This window comes from Devosia sp. 1566 (assembly GCF_004005995.1).
In the GTDB taxonomy this organism is placed as follows: domain Bacteria; phylum Pseudomonadota; class Alphaproteobacteria; order Rhizobiales; family Devosiaceae; genus Devosia.
Genome location: NZ_CP034767.1, coordinates 324417 through 341918, shown reverse-complemented (window position 1 = coordinate 341918; position 17502 = coordinate 324417). Strand labels below are relative to the sequence as shown.

At 64.6% G+C, this 17502-nt stretch carries 18 protein-coding genes; 9 read left to right on the top strand and 9 right to left on the bottom strand.

Going from position 1 to position 17502, the window contains the following annotated elements:
* Positions 1–119: 119 nt before the first annotated feature.
* Both ELX51_RS01595 and ELX51_RS01590 read left to right on the top strand, forming a co-directional pair.
* Positions 120–446, top strand: a complete 327-nt coding sequence (locus tag ELX51_RS01595; RefSeq protein ID WP_127751868.1) for a hypothetical protein — start codon at positions 120–122, stop codon at positions 444–446.
* Positions 447–564: 118 nt separating this feature from the next.
* Positions 565–2196 (top strand): subtype B tannase, encoded by a 1632-nt coding sequence (locus ELX51_RS01590; RefSeq protein WP_206524680.1) that lies wholly within the window; start codon positions 565–567, stop codon positions 2194–2196.
* On the opposite strand, the gene ELX51_RS01585 is transcribed toward ELX51_RS01590, so the two are convergent.
* From ELX51_RS01585 to ELX51_RS01575, 3 genes are all read right to left on the bottom strand, one after another.
* Positions 2193–2798 (bottom strand): DnaJ domain-containing protein, encoded by a 606-nt coding sequence (locus ELX51_RS01585; RefSeq protein WP_164854708.1) that lies wholly within the window; start codon positions 2796–2798, stop codon positions 2193–2195. The two genes, ELX51_RS01590 and ELX51_RS01585, sit on opposite strands and share 4 nt — an antisense overlap.
* Positions 2799–2874: 76 nt before the next feature.
* Positions 2875–4299, bottom strand: a complete 1425-nt coding sequence (gene hydA / locus ELX51_RS01580; protein WP_127751866.1) for a dihydropyrimidinase — start codon at positions 4297–4299, stop codon at positions 2875–2877.
* A gap of 20 nt (positions 4300–4319) precedes the next feature.
* Positions 4320–5036 carry an FCD domain-containing protein gene (locus ELX51_RS01575; protein WP_127751865.1) on the bottom strand — a complete coding sequence of 239 codons (717 nt, stop codon included), beginning with the start codon at positions 5034–5036 and terminating at the stop codon, positions 4320–4322.
* 238 nt (positions 5037–5274) lie between these two features.
* Between ELX51_RS01575 and ELX51_RS01570 the strand changes: the two genes are divergently transcribed.
* The 7 genes from ELX51_RS01570 (at position 5275) to ELX51_RS01540 (ending at position 11422) form a co-directional block, all read left to right on the top strand.
* The gene (locus tag ELX51_RS01570; protein WP_127751864.1) at positions 5275–6075 is read left to right on the top strand and encodes a transporter substrate-binding domain-containing protein; all 801 of its coding nucleotides are present in this window, start codon (positions 5275–5277) and stop codon (positions 6073–6075) included.
* A gap of 68 nt (positions 6076–6143) precedes the next feature.
* On the top strand, positions 6144–6815 hold the full coding sequence (locus ELX51_RS01565; protein ID WP_127751863.1) for an amino acid ABC transporter permease: 672 nt from the start codon (positions 6144–6146) through the stop codon (positions 6813–6815).
* Positions 6815–7549 (top strand): amino acid ABC transporter ATP-binding protein, encoded by a 735-nt coding sequence (locus ELX51_RS01560; protein ID WP_127751862.1) that lies wholly within the window; start codon positions 6815–6817, stop codon positions 7547–7549. The genes ELX51_RS01565 and ELX51_RS01560 overlap by 1 nt, the downstream gene beginning before the upstream one ends.
* Positions 7550–7579: 30 nt before the next feature.
* Positions 7580–8803 carry a cysteine desulfurase-like protein gene (locus tag ELX51_RS01555; protein ID WP_127751861.1) on the top strand — a complete coding sequence of 408 codons (1224 nt, stop codon included), beginning with the start codon at positions 7580–7582 and terminating at the stop codon, positions 8801–8803.
* A gap of 184 nt (positions 8804–8987) precedes the next feature.
* Positions 8988–9974 carry a tonB-system energizer ExbB gene (exbB, locus tag ELX51_RS01550; RefSeq protein ID WP_248305217.1) on the top strand — a complete coding sequence of 329 codons (987 nt, stop codon included), beginning with the start codon at positions 8988–8990 and terminating at the stop codon, positions 9972–9974.
* A gap of 6 nt (positions 9975–9980) precedes the next feature.
* Positions 9981–10430 carry a TonB system transport protein ExbD gene (gene exbD, locus ELX51_RS01545; RefSeq protein WP_127751860.1) on the top strand — a complete coding sequence of 150 codons (450 nt, stop codon included), beginning with the start codon at positions 9981–9983 and terminating at the stop codon, positions 10428–10430.
* Complete coding sequence (locus ELX51_RS01540; RefSeq protein ID WP_127751859.1) at positions 10427–11422, top strand: energy transducer TonB; 996 nt, start codon at positions 10427–10429, stop codon at positions 11420–11422. Before exbD ends, ELX51_RS01540 begins: the two co-directional genes overlap by 4 nt.
* Before the next feature lie 15 nt (positions 11423–11437).
* Here ELX51_RS01540 and ELX51_RS01535 read toward each other — a convergent pair whose 3' ends face one another.
* The 6 genes from ELX51_RS01535 to ELX51_RS01510 all read right to left on the bottom strand — a co-directional run bounded on the left by ELX51_RS01535 (position 11438) and on the right by ELX51_RS01510 (position 17419).
* The gene (locus ELX51_RS01535; protein WP_127751858.1) at positions 11438–12754 is read right to left on the bottom strand and encodes an alanine racemase; all 1317 of its coding nucleotides are present in this window, start codon (positions 12752–12754) and stop codon (positions 11438–11440) included.
* Between the two features lie 106 nt (positions 12755–12860).
* Positions 12861–14150: an ABC transporter permease gene (locus ELX51_RS01530; RefSeq protein ID WP_127751857.1), complete on the bottom strand. Its 1290-nt coding sequence runs from the start codon at positions 14148–14150 to the stop codon at positions 12861–12863.
* Positions 14147–14857, bottom strand: a complete 711-nt coding sequence (locus ELX51_RS01525; protein ID WP_164854707.1) for an ABC transporter ATP-binding protein — start codon at positions 14855–14857, stop codon at positions 14147–14149. The genes ELX51_RS01530 and ELX51_RS01525 overlap by 4 nt, the downstream gene beginning before the upstream one ends.
* A 100-nt stretch (positions 14858–14957) precedes the next feature.
* Positions 14958–15518 (bottom strand): redoxin family protein, encoded by a 561-nt coding sequence (locus tag ELX51_RS01520; RefSeq protein WP_127751855.1) that lies wholly within the window; start codon positions 15516–15518, stop codon positions 14958–14960.
* 20 nt (positions 15519–15538) lie between these two features.
* Positions 15539–15982 (bottom strand): hypothetical protein, encoded by a 444-nt coding sequence (locus ELX51_RS01515; RefSeq protein WP_127751854.1) that lies wholly within the window; start codon positions 15980–15982, stop codon positions 15539–15541.
* Positions 15983–16075: 93 nt separating this feature from the next.
* Complete coding sequence (locus ELX51_RS01510) at positions 16076–17419, bottom strand: M20/M25/M40 family metallo-hydrolase (protein WP_206524679.1); 1344 nt, start codon at positions 17417–17419, stop codon at positions 16076–16078.
* Positions 17420–17502 lie beyond the last annotated feature (83 nt).

Genomic DNA, 17502 nt, shown 5'->3' with positions numbered 1-17502 from the left:
CGCTGAAGTTCCCTTATTGTGCGGTATTGTCACGCAGGGGCAACCATTGCGGTCCCCGAGGGTTGAACCTAAAGCCCGTAGTGCACGCATTCGTGCCGCTTCCGGCAGGAACACTCCCCATGCAGCATTATCCAGCTGACGACCAGGTGGTCTCGCAGATCGAGACCGTTCGTACTGCCTTGCCGGAATGGGTCATCAGCACCGTCGAACTGGTTGAGCTGGCCGAAAATGCCGAGCGAGCCGCGGTGCAGACCAATCCCGAAACCGCGGAGCGCGCGCGCAAGCTGATCGTCGAAGTTGCCGAATGGCAGCAGAAGCTGAGCGAATGGCAGGGGCTGAACCTGTCGCCGCGTTTGAAGGCTGAACTGCGCATTCTCAAGGCAACGCTGGACGCCTCCATGGACGAGGCCAATGCCGCAGCGGCCGAACTGCACCTGCTGAACTAGCGCCCACGCCGTTGCCTTACCAAGCTGTCTGCATCGTAATCTGGATTGCCGAACCTTAACTGGCGAGCCAGGCCCAGCAGGAATCTACTTCTCCACCACCCTATGCTGGAGACAGGAAATGCAGCGCAGAGAGGCGATGAAGCTTGGGCTTGGAGCCGGGCTGGCGGTGAGCATGGCGGCCCTTTCCGGCCGCTCCTGGGCGCAGGAGGGGGATGCGAACCTGCAGTTCGATCCCGAGGCGTTCACCGAGCTGACGACCACGATCACCACCGCCGCGGGCGACCGCGAGGTGGTGTACCATTTCTACAAGGCCATTCCCTATGTGGCCCGGCCCGTGGACGTTACCTATCAATGCCTCAATGTCTCGGTGCCGATCCGCATTGATGGGCAGGCGGTGGATGCGTCCCAGGCGCCGATCCTCTTTGCCAACAGCGTGGGTGGCTACATGCCCTCCTCGGTGGCCAATGCTAATGGCATCGATGACAGCCCGCCCATGGGCCTGCCTCCCGGCGCGGCACCAGGCGGCATTCCGGGTGGTACTCCCGGCGGCGCGCAGGTGGAAAGCGGTGGCAATGCCATGCTCGACCGCGGCCAACGCGTCAGCAATGCCAAGCTGGCACTTGCCGCCGGCTATGTGGTGGTGGAGCCGGGCGCGCGTGGGCGCACCCTGACCAACAGCAATGGCGATTACATCGGCGTCGCGCCCGCCCCCATTGTCGATCTCAAGGCCGCGGCGCGCTATATCAGCGCCAATGCCGGCCGGGTGCCGGGCAACACCAAATTGATGGTGTCCTCGGGCGTCAGCGCCGGCGGGGCGCTTTCCGCGCTGCTCGGCGCTTCGGGCGATAACGCCATTTATGCCGATGCGCTGGCGGAACTGGGGGCCGCCGAAGGGAGCGACGTGATGTTTGCCTCAGGCGCCTGGTGCCCCATCACCGATCTTGAACATGCCGATATGGCCTATGAGTGGAACTGGGGTCAAAATCCCCTGCCCTCGGGGTCGCTGGTGGACAGCAAGCTGTCGAGTGCGCTGGCGGGCTTGTTCGAGGGTTACCAGGCCTCGCTCGGGCTGCAAGGTTTGGGCGATTTCGGGCCGCTCACCACGCGTACCTATGGCGATTACCTGGTGCAGACTTACTTGGCCCCGGCGGCCACGGCTTATCTCGCCGGTCTCTCGCCTACGGACCGGGAAAGCTATCTCGCCGCCAATCCCAACATCGCCTGGTCAGGTGGCAAGGCTGATTTCACCTGGGAAGAGTTCCTCGAGCATGTCGGCGCCCGCCGCAAGGGCGTGCCGGCCTTTGACGCGCTCGATCTCTCCACCCCCGAAAACAACCTGTTCGGGATCGATCAAACCGAGGCGCGCCACTTCACCGCCTTTAGCCTGCGCGAGGCGATGGGTGACCCCAATGCCGAACTCGCGCTCGATATTCCCGGCAAGGTCGTCCAGATGAACCCCATGCCGTTCCTGCGCGAGGCCAATCCGACCCGCGCGAAATTCTGGTGGTTCCGCGTTGGCGCCAAGGACACTGATACAGCGCTCACCGTGGTGGGCAATCTCACCGCCGCGGCGCAAAAGCTGGGCGATGACGTGGACACGGCGATGTATTGGGATGCCGGGCATGGTGCCAATGAGGACGCCGACGCCTTTATCGACTGGATCGGGGTGATCACCGGCTATCCGCCGTTCAGCCCGCCAGCCAAGCCGCCCGGCGGGGGCACCCAGGCTTCGGCAATCGGCGTGGCCTAGGCCACGTCGAGGGCGGAAAACAGCTCCACTTCGGAGTCGTAATTGGCGAGTTCCGAAGCGGCGGTTTCGAGCAGCGACAGCCGGTGCAGCGCCGCGCGGTGCGCACCGAGCTTGGTCTTGATCTGCTCGTTGAGCCGATCGACAAAGAGATTGACCGCACCATCGCGCCGCTTGATGCGCGAGCGCAGGTCTTCGAGCGCCTTGATTTCGGCATCGGTGCTTTTGCGCTTCTGTTCGGCTTCCCCGATCTGCGCCTTGACCACCGAGCTCATCTGCTCGATGAAATCGACGCGATTGAGCGGCAGCGCCAGCCCCAGGGCGGTGCTGACGGCCGAATCAAACATATCGGCCAGAACGACAACGACTTCCTGCCGATAATCGCGAACACCGGCCTCGTCGATCTCGCCGGTTTCATCAAACAAGCGCTTGGCCACAGGATTGGACAAGATGCCAAAGGCCTGCACCACGGCGATGAAATGGGCAGCATCGCCCCCCCGATCGGGATGGGCGACGCGCACGCTTTGCCGGTAAGCAGTCTTGATCGCCTTGGCGTCGGCCGCGCGGGGTACGCCCAGGGTGGCGTATGGATCCGTAAGTTTCATGGCGCCAAGAATACCAGACTGTGCCCGCCCGCAGCAATCCGTGCCGCACGCTGCGGCACCTTGCCCTGCGGCAAGCTCAGAGCTGGGCCTGGGCCACCGCCACCAGCGGCGAGCGGGCGCGCGCCAGATGCTGGCCGGCGGGCGCGGCGCCGGTGGGCTCGCCATCGGCCATCACGACGACGCCGCGCAGCATGGACAGCACCGGCCAGCCATTGATGTGCAGGCCCTCATAGGGCGTGTAATCGGCGCCATGGTGGAGCCGCGCCTGCTCGATCGGGGCGCTCTTGCCTGCGTCCCAGATGACGATATCGGCGTCCGAGCCCACGGCGATCACGCCCTTTTGGGGATAAAGCCCATAGAGCTTGGCATGGTTGGTGGAGCTCAGCGCCACAAAGCGCTCGAGGTCGATCCGCCCTTTGGCGACGCCCTCAGAAAAGAGGATCGGCAGCCGCGTTTCCACGCCCGGAATGCCATTGGGAATATAGCGAAAGCTTTGCTGGCCGGCAGCGCTCAGCTTGCCATTGGGATCGTCATAGCGGAACGGGCAGTGATCGGACGAGAAGATGTCGAACACCCCGGTTTCGATGCCTTCCCAGCAATCGGCCTGGCTCTGGGTATCGCGCGGGGGCGGCGAGCACACGAATTTGGCGCCTTCCCAATCGGCGAGATCGAGATCGTCGGCGGTCAGCACCAGATATTGCGGGCAGGTTTCGCCCACCACCGCCCGGCCACGTTCCTTGGCCGCGCGAATTTCGCGCATCGCCGGGCCATTGGAGACATGCACGATCACCACCGGAACATCCACCACCTCGGCCAGCGAAATGGCGCGGTGCGTGGCTTCGCGCTCCACCACCTGCGGCCGGGTCGTGGCGTGGTATTTGGGCTCGAACTTGGCCTGCGCCTCATGCTTGCCGATGAGGTAGCGGATCGCGTCCTCGTTTTCGCAATGCACCATCATCAGCGCGCCGGTTTCGCGCGCGCAATCCATGGTGGCGAGCACTTCGTCGTCATAAAGGCGCATGCCTTCATAGGTCAAAAATACCTTGAACGAAGTATAGCCCTCTTCCACCAGCGCCGGCAGTTCCTGGCCCAGTACATTGGGCGTGGGGTCGGTGATGATAAGGTGAAAGCTCACATCGGCGTGGCAATTGCCCTCGGCCTGAGCATGATAGTCCTTGAGCACTTCGCGCAGCGACTGGCCCTTTTGCTGCAGGCAGAAGGGCAGCACCGTCGTCGTGCCCCCGCACACAGCCGACAGCGTGCCGCTGGCAAAATCATCGGCCATGACCGAGCCATCGCCCGAGGGCTGGGCGATATGGACATGGCTGTCGATACCGCCGGGCACGACGATCTTGCCGGTGGCATCGATCTGCTCGCTCGCGGTACCCAGATCGGTGCCGAGCGCCGCGATCACCCCGTCGCGAATGCCGATGTCACAGCGCTGCTGGCCGTCGGCGTTGACGACAAGGCCGCCGTGAATGATCAAGTCGTAATGGGTCATGGCAGGCTCTTTCGGCACGGTTAGGGCAAAGGGGCGGGCGTCGGCAACGGCGTCAGCGCGATGCCGGCCGCGGCGGCGGTGTTGCGGATATGGGTTTGCATGATCGCGGTGGCCCGGTCGCCGTCATGCCGGGACAGGGCATCCACCAGGGCGAAATGCTCGTTGGCGGATTCGGCGAAGCGCTGCGGCCGCGTCGCCGGCAGGGGATAGCTGCGGGTGGCGGCAAATTCATCGGCAACGCTCATGCAGAGGTCGAGCAGCAGCTTGTTGGGACAAACAGCCCAGATGGCGTGGTGGAAATCGCGGTCATGGTCGACGACGCCGACAAGATCATTGCGATCCCAGGCGGCGCACATCAGCGTCGTATGCTCGTTGAGGCGGGCCACCGTGGCCTGGGTGATGCCCGGCGCGACGAGATTGACCACGAGGCTCTCGAGATAAAGGCGGGTCTGGTAGATATCCTGCTTGTCATGGCGTCCACTTAAACCCCGGGGGGCGAGTTGGCCGCTGCCGCTGGGAGTGGTGCTGGCAATAAAGGTGCCCCGCCCCGGCTCGATGCGCAAAAACCCCAAGGTCTCGAGCATGGAGATGGTTTCGCGCAGGGAGGCGCGCGAAATGCCGAGCTGGCGCGACAGCTCCAGCTGCGAGGGCAGTTGCTGATCGGGCTGCAACTGACCCGTCTGGATCATCTCCTGCAGCTTTTGGGCCGCAGCGCTGGTGACATTTGACCGAGCCATACTCCCCCGAACCTATTGGGCACTCGCTGGTGGATCAACCGTTAGCGCGCGGGTCGGGCCCCGTCACCAGCAATGATCACCGAATAAGCACAGATTCAATCTTGCCCAAAAATCGACGCCAAGTTAGACCGGTCAGACCGGCCAGACCAGCATGCGAGTGGGCATGGCCTGCCGTACACTAGTGGATCGTGACTGCAACACATGCCAGCGCCATCGGCGCCTTAGAAGGGGATACACGATGAGATTTCAGAGTTTTCTCGCCTCCGCTACACTGCTCGCAACCCTGGCCTTTGGCGGCCTGACCGGAGCCAGCCAGGCGGCTGACCTGACGGTTGGCGCCAATATCGGCAATGTCCCCTGGGAGTTTCAGGACGCCTCGGGCAATGTCGTGGGCTTTGAAATCGACCTGATCACCGAAGTCGCCAATCGCCTCGGCAAGACCGTTGCCTTCGAGAACATCCCGTTCAACGGGCTTTTCCCCGCTGTGCAGTCTGGTCGCATCAACATGGCGGTCTCCTCGATCACCATCACCGACAAGCGCCTGGAATCGGTCTCCTTCGCCCAGCCCTATTACGACAGCGACCAGTCGCTGACCGTGCTCGCCGCTTCCGGCATCACCGGCACGGCCGACCTCAAGGGCAAGACCATTGGCGTCGATACCGCCTCGACCGGCGACATCTATGCCACCGAGAACACCGACAAGCTTGGGCTGGCCGGCATCAGCCGCTATGAGGGCCTGACCCCCGCCATGCTCGACCTGCAGGCCGGCCGCATCGATGGCTATGTCAGCGATATTCCGGCCCTGCTTTACTACACCAAGGACAAGCCAGAGTTCAAAGTGGTCGAGCGCATCGTCACCGGCGAGAAATACTCGGTGATGTTCAACAAGGACGATCCGCTGGCTAGCGAAGTCAACGAGGTGCTGACCACGCTCAAGGGCGAGGGCTTTATTGCCGAGCTGCACGAAAAGTGGTTCGGCGCTGCCCCCGAGGACACCACCTCGACGGTCGCCGTCCTCGACATGCCTGCGGCCCCCTGATCGGGCGAGCCCTTCTCAAGCGATGCGGTTCGCGCCGCATCGCCCTTCTTCTTAGCTAGGGTTGCCCGTTGGATATCGTCAAAACCTTCTTCAACTGGTCCGTCTTCGTGGACAGCCTGCCCCTGCTCCTGGCCGGGCTTTGGGTTACGGTGCAGCTGGGCGCCGCCAGCATCATTGCCGGGCTGATCCTGGGGCTCGCTGTCGCCCTGTTGCGCCTTTATGGCCCGAGGTTGGTGGCGCTGATTGCCAAGATCTATATCGACATCTTTCGCTCGATCCCGATCCTGGTCCTCTTGATCCTCGTTTATTACGCCCTGCCCTTTGTCGGCATTCGCCTCAGCTCGTTTTGGGCGGCCTGGACGGCGCTGACCTTGGTGTCGGGCGCTTATACCGCCGAGATCTTTCGCGCCGGCATCGAGGCCATTCCCAAGGGCCAGTTCGAAGCCTCCCAGGCGCTCGGGCTCAACTACCGCTACACCATGGTCGACGTGGTGCTGCCCCAGGCCGTGCGCATCGTCATTCCGCCGCTGACCAATAACTGCATCAATGTGATCAAGGACACCGCGCTCGCCTCGGTCGTGGCCATGCCCGACCTCCTCAAACAAGCCACCCAGGCCCAGGCGCTTGCCGCCAATCCCACCCCGCTGATCGGCGCGGCGGTCATTTACCTGGCCCTCCTGTGGCCCATGGTCGTGGCCGTGTCCCAGCTCGAAAAGCGTTTCAAGGCAGGAACACGCTGATGGCGCCGTTTATCTCGATCAAGGGCGTCTCGAAGTCCTATGACAAGTTCCTCGCGCTCGACAATGTCAGCCTCGATATCGCGGCGGGCGAGGTCGTGTGCATCATCGGCCCGTCCGGCTCGGGCAAATCCACCCTCGTGCGCTGCGTGAACCTGCTCGAACAGTTCGGGCCCGGCGAGATCAGTGTGGGCGGCGTGCCGGTGCGCGCCGGCAAGGAACTGGCCGCGGTGCGCGCCGATGTGGGCATGGTGTTCCAGTCGTTCAATCTGTTCCCGCATCTGACGGTCAAGCGCAATGTCATGCTGGCGCCCATGCGCACCCGCAAGCTCGATGAAGCCACCGCCAGCGAACGCGCACTCACCCTCCTCAAGCGCGTCGGCATTGCCGAGCAGGCCGACAAATTTCCCGGCCAGCTCTCGGGCGGCCAGCAGCAGCGCGTCGCCATCGCCCGGGCCCTCGCCATGGAGCCCAAGGCGCTCCTCTTTGACGAGCCCACTTCCGCGCTCGACCCTGAAATGGTGGGCGAAGTGCTCGATGTGATGCGCGGCCTCGCCCATACCGGGGTCACCATGATCGTCGTCACCCACGAAATGGGCTTCGCCCGCCAGGTCGCCGACCGCGTCATCGTCATGGAAGGCGGGCGCATCATCGAAGCGGGCACCCCAACCGAAGTGTTCGACCACCCCAAGCAGCAACGCACGCAAGATTTTCTCAAGGCCGTGCTGGCCCACTAACGCTAGCCGCCCCAACCAGAGACTTGATAGATGAGCCTAGATCTCGATTTCGTTCGCAACCAGTTTCCGGCCGTAGGCAAGGAATGGGCGTTTTTCGACAATGCCGGCGGATCGCAGATCCTCGGGCGCTCGGTGGAGCGGATCACCGATTTCCTTCTTACCCGCAACGTGCAGACCGGCGGGTCCTATGACGTTTCGATCAAGGCCAAGGAAGCGGTGGAAGCCAGCCGCCGCGCCATTGGGACCCTGGTCAATGCCAGCCGCCCTGAAGAAATTGTCATGGGGCCCTCGACCACCGTTTTGCTGCAGAACCTGGCCCGCGCCATGGCCAGCCAGCTCAGCGCGGGCGACGAGATCATCGTCACCAATGCCGATCACGAGTCCAATATCGGGCCCTGGATGAGCCTCAAGGAACGTGGCGTCGTCATCCGCACCTGGGAGGTCAATCGCGAAACCTTCGAGCTCGAGATCGAAGACCTGCTGCCTCTCTTTGGGCCGCGCACCAAGCTCGTTGCCGTCACCCATGTGTCGAACCTTCTGGGCACGATCAATCCGGTGGCCGAGATTGCCCGCATCACCCATGAGCATGGCGCGCGCATTTGCGTCGATGCCGTGGCCTACGCCCCCCATGGCGCGGTCGATGTTACCGGCTGGGATGTCGACTACTACGCCTTCAGCTTTTACAAGGTGTTCGGACCCCACCATGCCGTGCTCTACGGCAAGTATGAGCATCTGCTCGAGTTCGACGGCCTCTACCATTATTTTTACGGCAAGGACAAAGTCCCCCACAAGCTCGAGCCGGGCAATGTCAATTACGAGCTCAGCTGCGGCGCGGCAGGGATCGTCGACTATCTCGTCGAGCTCGGTGGCAAGTCGAACAGCACGGGCGATGACCGCGCCAAGGTCCTGGCCGCATTCGGCCAGATCGTCGAGCATGAGCGCATCATCGGCGAGCAATTGCTGAGCTATCTGCGCGAGCGCAACGACACCCGCATCATCGGGCGCACCCATGCTGTTGCCGGCAGCCGGGTGCCCACGATCAGCTTTGTGGTGGATGGCAAGGATAGCGGCGAGATCGCCAAAGGGATCGACCCCTACAAGATCGCCGTGCGCTTTGGCGATTTCCACGCCCGCCGGCTGGCCGAATATCTTGATCTCATGGGCAGCAGCGGCGTCGTGCGCGTGTCGATGGCGCATTACAACAGCCCGGCCGAAGTCGACGGCCTGATCAAGGCACTCGACGCCACGCTCTAGTTTTTCCTCCAGGCGAGAACAAAGGCGGCGAGCACGGGCTCGCCGCCCTTTTTTGTTTGGCTACGGCCGTCTTTGCTATCTCCTTGTCAGCACTGGCAAAGCGTCTTGGGACAAGTCGCGCAAGATTGTTGACGGTAATGATCATGTTTCGTAGAAGCCGCAAACTGGTCACGGAGAGTCAACAATGAAGCGTAATGCGGCAGCCGCCTTCGGACTGGCCATGGCCATGGCATGGAGTCTCGGCGCCGGCTTGACCCTCGCCCAGGACGCAGCACCCGCAAGCCCGCCACCCGCAGCGGCTGCACCAACGACCAGCACCCCCGCAGCACCCGCTGCCCTGCCCTCGGCACTGGCTCCAGCTGTTGATACGGCCGCGCCGCTGCCGTCTCCCGCCACTGCTCCGGCCGACCTGCTGGCGCCCGAAGAGCCCCAGGCTGGCGTCAATGCCGACCTGCCACATGACCTTTCCCCCTGGGGCATGTTCATGGCTGCCGACTGGGTGGTCAAAGGCGTGATGATCGGCCTGCTCCTGGCGTCCGTCGTCACCTGGACGGTCTGGCTGGCCAAGACCCTTGAACTGGTTGGCGCCAAGGCCCGGCTGCGCCGCAGCCTGCGCGCGGTTCAGGCCTCCACCACGCTGGCCGACGCAGCCACGGCCCTCACCGGCCGGCGCGGCGCCGGCGTGCGCCTCGTGCAGGCTGCCCAGCAGGAAGTGGCGCGCGCCGATCAGGTCATCGATTTTGCCGCCAATAGCGGGATCAAGGAGCGGGTTGCCTCGCGCCTCAACCGCATCGAAATCGGCGCCGGCCGGCGCTTGATGCTTGGCACCGGCGTTTTGGCCAGCATCGGTTCTGTGTCGCCCTTTGTGGGCCTCTTCGGCACCGTCTGGGGCATCATGAATTCGTTTATCGGCATTTCGCAGGCGCAATCGAGCAGCCTCGCCGTGGTGGCGCCCGGCATTGCCGAGGCCCTGCTCGCCACCGCCATGGGGCTCGTTGCCGCCATCCCCGCTGTGATTTTCTACAATATCTTTGCTCGCGCCATCACCGGCTATCGCCAGCAGTTGGGCGATGTGTCGGCTGCCGTGGAGCGCCTGGTCAGCAGTGATCTCGACCATCGCTATGTTGCGCGCCACCATCCCGGGGTGCTCCACCCCGCAGCGGCGGAGTAAGCCCGCATGGCCGGCGGAATCCGCGAAAATTCGGGCGATGAGCTCGCCGAAACCCACGAGATCAACGTCACCCCGTTTATCGACGTGATCCTTGTCCTCCTGATCATCTTCATGGTCGCGGCGCCCCTCGCTACCGTCGACATCAATGTCGATCTGCCCGCCTCGAGCGCCGCCCAGGCGCCACGCCCCGACGAGCCGGTCTATGTCACCTTGCGCCAGGATCTGAGCCTCTCGCTGGGCAACGACCCCGTTGGGCGCGAAACGCTCGGCACCGCGCTCGACACGCTGACGCAGAGCGATCGGGAAACCCGCATTTTCCTGCGCGCCGACCAGAGCGTCGATTATGGCGAGCTCATGGGCCTCATGAACCTGCTTCGCGCCGCTGGCTATCTCAAGATCGCGCTGGTCGGGCTCGAAACCGCCCCGCCCGTCGCTGCCGCCGCGCCCGCGCCATGACCGCAGCTGCCGGCTCCACCCCCTTCGATGATGACGACCGCGCCGGTTGGCGCGGAGTCCTCGTTTGGGCCGGCGCCTTTCTCATCGTCTTAAGCACGCAAGGAGCCGGCGCTTATTGGCTCCTCAACCGCCCGCCCGAAGAGTTTGCGCTCGCGGGCAACGCGCCCGAGGCCATCATGCTCGAGCTGGCGCCGCTGCCAGCCCCGCCCGAGACCGCACCGGCCGAACTCCCGTCACAAGAGCCCGATCTCGCCCCCACGCCAGAGCCGGTCGAGGAAGCCGTCGAGCCCCCGCCGCCCGTACCCGAACCGATCATCGAGGAAACGCCACCCGAGCCGGCCATCGAGCCACCGTCTCCTGAGCCCGAACCAGAGCCCCTGCCGGAACCCGAGCCTGAGCCCTTGCCCGAGCCAGAGCCCCTGCCCGAGCCCGTGCCGGAGCCAGAGCCGCTGCCCGAACCCGAGCCCGTGGTGGAAGAGATCATTCCCGAGTCCGTGGAAGCACCCGAGCCCGCCGTGGTGGCGCCGTTGCCGGTGCAGCAATCGGCCCGGCTGCTGGAGCGCCGCCAGCGCCCACGCACCACCACCCCCCGCCCTTCCGCGCAAACCGCGCCCGCCCGCACGGCCGCGCCCGCCGCCAGTGCTGCCGCCAAGCCAACGCGCGCTGCCGCCGCCCAGCCCGCCGCGCGCCCATCGGCACCCAGCGTGTCGCCGGCGCGCTGGCAGTCGCAGCTGGTGAGCTATCTCAACCAGCGCAAGCGCTATCCGCGTGCCGCGCAGAACCGGCGCGAAGAAGGGCTCGTGCAGCTCGAATTTTCCATCGACCCGCGCGGCAATGTGCTGTCGGCCCGGATCGCGCGCTCTTCGGGCTATCCCGATCTCGACGAAGCGGTGATGAGCATGATCCAGCGCGCTTCGCCCGTGCCCGCCCCCCCGGCCGAGCTCGCCAAATCCCGCATGACCCTCACCATCCCCATCCAGTTCGAGCTGTGAGCGCCCGAGCCCGCCTCAGCCAAAACTGGTGAGAAAGGCGCCCGTTACGGTGTGGTTGGGCGCGAGATTGTAGATGATCGCGTGCCGGTCAATGCAGGTGCAGGGATGGGAAATGCCGAACTCGATCACGTCCCCCACCTGCAGCACCACGCCTTGGGGCAGCGCCACAAAGGCATGCTGATCGTTGAGGCGCAGCACCGAGGCCTCGCCCAGATCGACCCGAGCCGGCGCGCCGTCGCGATACAGCGCGAGCGGGCGCGGCAGCCCCTGATCCATCGCCACATCGCGCAGGCCCATGCCGCAGATCGCGAGCCCCGCCTCGGGCAGCGACAGCACTTCGGCCCACAGCCGCAGCGCCGGCTTGAACCCGCTCGAGGCCGAGCGGACCTGCCCGCCAATGCGGAATCCCTCACGCGCATCGAGCCCGGCAATGCCACGCTCATAGGTGCCATGGTCATGGAAAAAGATCGCGCCGCTGCGCAGCACCAGCCGGCAATCGGGGTCCGCCGCCACCGCCGCTTCCAGCCCCTTGACCACGAGGTCGAAATAGACCGACCCGCCGGCCGTCACGATCAGCGGCCGGCTGTCGCCCACCCGCGCCCGCACCAGCGGCAGGAAAGCGGCCGTCATCGCCATCAGCGCCTCGATGCGCTGCAGGGTTTCACTGGCGTCGGCGGTCGCGGCCGCCCCTTCATAGGTCGCGATGCCCGACAGTCGGAAATTGGCGGTTTCGGTCGCAAGGATCGCCTCGAGCACCGCTCCCGCCCCATCGGCGCTGCGCAGGCCGGCGCGACCGGTGCCGAACTCCACCAGCAGACCCAGCGCGGGCAGGTCGTCCCGCTCGCTCCAGGCAGCCCGGAGTGCTTCCAGCAGCGCGAGGCTATCCACGAACACGTGGATCTCTGCATCGGGAAAGCCCGCCAGCATCGCCGCGAGGCGCCGCGCTGCCGCGGGACCACCCACTTCATTGGCGAGGATCAGCCGGCGCTGACCGGCCGCCAGCAACACGGCGGCTTGCCGGATATCGGCGACGGTCGAGCCCCAGGCCCCCGCCGCCAGCAGCGCCGCCGAGAGCGCGGTCGACATCGGCGTCTTGGCATGGGGCGCGATGGCCACGCCATGATCGTTCACATAAGCCAGCATCTCGGCGACATTGCCTGCGAACGCCGCTTGATCGAGGGAAATCAACGGCAGCGCCATGGCGCCATCATAGGGCTTCCAGCCCTGCTTCCCAATCGCGGCCAGCGGCAGCGGCTGGTGACCCGGCGGAAAGCCGCGGATGCGCTCGTCGATCACCGGATTGTCGCTGTTGGCCAGGTGCAGGTCAGACATGGAAAGGCTCCGCCGGCCGTGGCCGGATTGGTTATCTTGGGGTCGCACCGGCGGTGCTAGCGCGCCCGAGGGGGGCAGGCAAGCCCACCCGCCCCGTCCCGCCGTCTCAATAAGCTTTCATCGCCTGCGCCAATGGCCGGCTTTGCAGATGCCAGGCCGGCAACAGGGCAATCACCAGCCCGAGCACCCAGATTGCCCCGGCCAGCAGCAGTTCGTCGCGCCCGATCGAGGGGCGCAGGGCAATGCCGATCTGCTGCTCGATGATCGCACTCAGCCCCAGCGACAGCAGATAGCCAAAGCCCAGCCCCAGGCTGACGCCGACGGTAAACAGCACGGCAATGAAGCCCCAGGCGATGGCGAAGATATAAAGTTTTGGCGCTCCGATGGCCCGCAGTGTCACAAATTGCGGCATCAGCAGGCGGAACAGGATCAACACGCTCGCCACGATCGAGAGCATCACCAACGCTTGGGTGACCAGGGCCATCAGCGTCATCAGTTCGCGCACATCGCCCAGCGTCTGGTAGAGCTGGATCAGCACTTCGGCGGGAAAAAACGCCATGGACTCGTCGGTGTTGTATTCCTGGCGCAGCCGGTAAGCGTCGGCGACCGAAGCGGCCTTAAGCACGGCGGCGGGCACGCCCGGCGTTTCCCCTGCAAGATACGGCCCGCCAATGGCGTGCTCGTTGTGCTCGTGGCCATGCTCTTCATGGGCATGGTCGTGCCCCTCATGCTCGGCTTCGGCGGTTGCTCCCCCGACTTCCTCCCCCTCGCTGTGCAGCAGGCCATGCAGGTCCCACACCAGTTCCACCGGCACGACGATGGCGCGGTCCCAGGGTGAGCCGGTCGCTGCCATGCGGCCCACCACCGTGATCTCGACATCATGGCCTTCGGCATGGTCGAGATCGGCCCCCTCGTGGGTGCCATGGGCGGGGGTGAAGCTGGTGCCGATTTGCAGCGGCACCGAGGCCCCCACCACCGCTTCGTTGATGGCCTCGAACACGCGCCCATCGAGCAGCGCGTCGTTGGACAAATGAGTAACCAACGGCGCCGTCGCCCCCACCAGCGGGGCGCGCTGATAGCTGTCGCCAAAGGCCAGCGGCGAAGTGAAGGTGGCGCGCTCGTCATTGAGCACCCGCGCGGTCATTTCGGGGGACAGCAGCCGGGAGGAACCGGGCTGCAGGTAAACCGAGGTCAGCAGCGCATCGGTGCGGCTGCTGACGGGGGCAACCACCACATCGAATTTTTCCGCCGCCTGGGCGCTGCCTGATTTCAGCGCCCGCTCCTGGGACACGATGGCCACCGAAAGCGCGGTGCCCGCCACGATTAAAACGATAAAAGCCAGCACCGTCATGCGATAGCGCAGCAGCGCGGCCAGAACGATGGGCCAGGGGTTCATAGCTGCACCTCCACGCTGTGGGCGGCGGGATAAACACGCGGTCCAGCCAGCAACTGGCCATCCTCGATCTCGAACACCTGATCGGCGCGCCGCGCCACCCGCTCGTCATGGCTGACGCAGATCACGGTTTTGCCCTGGCGGGCCAGGCGATGCAGTTCCTCGATGATGAGTTCGGCATTGGCCTTGTCGACGCTCGCGGTCGGCTCGTCGGCCAGCACAATGCCGGGCTCGAGCAACAAGGCGCGCGCCATGGCGACGCGCTGTTGCTGGCCGCGCGACAAGGCTGCCACCGGGCCCGAGCGCACCGGCACGTTGAAATGGGCCAGCAAGGCTTCCGCTCGTTCGCGCAATGCCGCTGGCGTCCTGAGATGGGTGAACCAGGCGGGCACCAGCACATTGTCGAGCGGGCCCAATTCATCGATCAACCGGAAATCCTGGAAGATCAGCCCGCAATTGTGCCGCCGCCAGGCGTCGCGCTTGCCTTCGCTCATCGTGTCCAGTGCCAGATCGCCCACCCGGATCGTGCCACCGCTGGGCTGCAGGATCGCCGCGATGATGTGCAGCAGCGTGGTCTTGCCCGACCCGGACGGGCCGATAATGGCGTAGAACCGGGCGGGCGCGAACTGTAGCGACACCGATTGCAGGGCCTCGATTTCCCCGCCGGTGCGATCGGCAAACCGCGCCGAGATATTGTCCAGCATGATCATTGCAGCAAGGTGCTCCTCCGCCCACCCCCGGGTGAGCCACCATCCCCGAAAGGTTGGCAATCGCTGCTGCGCCTGGCCGGTGCGCTCAGCGTGTGACGCTTCAGGGAACACCCGCCCGGGCCAGCAATCTGGGCAGTTGTTCATCGACGAATTTGCGGCTGATCGGTCCGGGATGGCTCAGCAATAGCCGGCCCTGCGGATCGATGACGAAACTATGGGGCAGCCCCACCATGCCGAGCCGATTGGCCACCGACTTGTCGGTGTCGGCGCCCGCCAGGGCATAGGGATTGCCGAGCTCGGCGAGAAAATCGGTGGCGTTTTCCGGCAGGTCGGTGACGTTCATGCCGGCGAGCACCACGCCCTCGCCGGCGGCAAGCTCCACCAGCAGCGGATGCTCGGCCCGGCAGGGCACGCACCAGCTCGCAAAGGCATTGAGCAGCGTGACCTGGCCCTGCAGCGCGCCCGCGTCAAATCCCGACCCCGCCAGTCCCTCGATGGGCTTGAGGGTAAAGGGGGGCAGCGGCGCGCCGAGCGCGAGGCCCGGGGCATTGTCCCGTTGCGCGCCGAACCACCAGAGCCCGGTGCCAATGGTGACCAGCAAGGCAAGGGCGAGAACTTGACGCTTGCGCCAGTGTGTCTGCCCGCTTGCTGCCGGACCCATCCCGCCGGCCCTTGCCTGTGCTAGGCCTCGTAGAAATCGGCATTGAGCAGGCGCACGCGGCTGACAAACCCGGTGGCCTCATCGGTTGCCGGGCCGATATCGAGAGTGCCCCGGGTCCAGATCAGCGTACCGGGATTAATGGCTTCCTGGCGTTCGCGCATCACCACGAAGATGATGGTGTCGATCCAGTCATCCTCGCTTTCGCAGAACGGGCAGGATTCAACGGGCTGGTTGGACAGGACGAAAAAGTCGGAATCGACCTTGAGATGTGGCGCCATGAAGCCTTGGATCTCGACTTCGGTGCCGGCCAGTTCCTCTGCCCGGTCGGAAAAGGCCATGTCGTTGTCGTAGTCATAAAGCGAGCCCATGCGGATGCGCGTCGGCGCGGCAAAGCTCGGCAGGGTCAGGAGGGGCAGCGCAGCGAGGCCAACAAGGCCGGTGGTAAAATCGCGACGGGTGATCATTGCAGTTGTCTCCTCGAAATCGGGTGGGAGGCGGTCAAAACCGCCTCCCACAAGAGCGAAAAACCCGCCGGCAGGCCGGCGGGCGATTAGGACTTACTCTGCACCCATGCCGGCATTGGCCAGCACGACAGCCAGGGTGGCCTTCATGTTGGGCAGGGTCTTGTCCTTGGCGGTTTCCAGCCATTCGTCGAGCGAATGGCCGCGCCCGCCGATGCCGCTATTGGCGCCAATGGTGAGCGCTGGAATCCCCAGGCTCATGGGCATGTTGGAGTCGGTCGAACCAAAGCCTTCGCCCTTGAAGTCACCGATCGTGGCCTCAAAAGCCGCCTTGGTCAGCTGGAAGATCTCGGTGTCCTCGGCGGTCTTGCCGGCAGGACGCAGGCCGATCTGCTCAAGTTCAACCGTGATCGGGCCTTCGGCCACGGAACGGCGGGCGTTCTCATTGGCGGCAGCCTGTTCGGCGATCACCTTCATGCGCTCATGCACCTTGTCGAGTTCGGCGGGCTCATTGGAGCGCATGTCGATATCGGCGGAAACGCTGAAGGGGATCGAGTTGACCGAAGTACCACCAGTAAGAATGCCGACGCTGTGCGTGGTCTTGGGGTCGGTCGGAACCTGGATCTGGGAGAAGGAGGTCATGAAGTCAGCCAGGGCATAGGCCGGGTTGACGAGGCCAAATGCACCAAAGCTGTGGCCGCCCGGGCCCTTGAAGTGCACGCGATAGCGCACCGAGCCCGTACCACCCACGGTGGCGCTGCCGGCCGAGCCGCCTTCAACCGAAAAGAAGCCCTTGATCTTGTCGGCATATTCGCCCTCGTTGAAGAGGTAGCGCACGCCGCGCAGATCGCCCGGGCCTTCTTCGCCCACGGTGCCGACAAACAGGATATCGTCCTTGGTCTGGATCCCGGCATCTTTCATGGCGCGGGCATAGGCCAGGATAATGGCCGTGCTCATCTTGTCGTCACGCACACCGGGGGCATGGGCTTCGGTGCCCTTCCACTCGATGGTGACATCGGTGCCTTCGGGGAACACGGTATCAAGGTGCGCCGAAACAACGAGGAACTTGCCGTCGCCTTCGGTACCCTTCCACACGCCAATGGCATTGCCTTCTTCGTCGACCTTGACCTCGGTCAGGCCCGAAGCTTCAAGCAGTTCGGCATAGCGGGCGGAAATGGCTTCTTCCATGAACGGGCCGGACGGAATCTCGGTCAGTTCTTCAAATTCGGTGATCATCTGGTCGTAATTGGCGTCGAGATACTGCACGGCAGCATCGAACTTGGGGTCGGCCAGGATGGAGTCAACAGCCTCGCCATAGGCTGCGGTATCGATGGGAGCGGCAGCTTCTGGTGCTGCCTCCTGCGCAAAGCTGGCGCCGCTCGCCAACATCGCTGCGGCCAGCGCGGCCGCCGATACAAACTTTGTACTGATGAAATTCACAGTCTTTATTCTCCCTACCTTGACCAAGCCCCAAGATCCGGCCGGGCAGAGTGGAAGAGGGATAACAAGCCCGTATTCGCCGA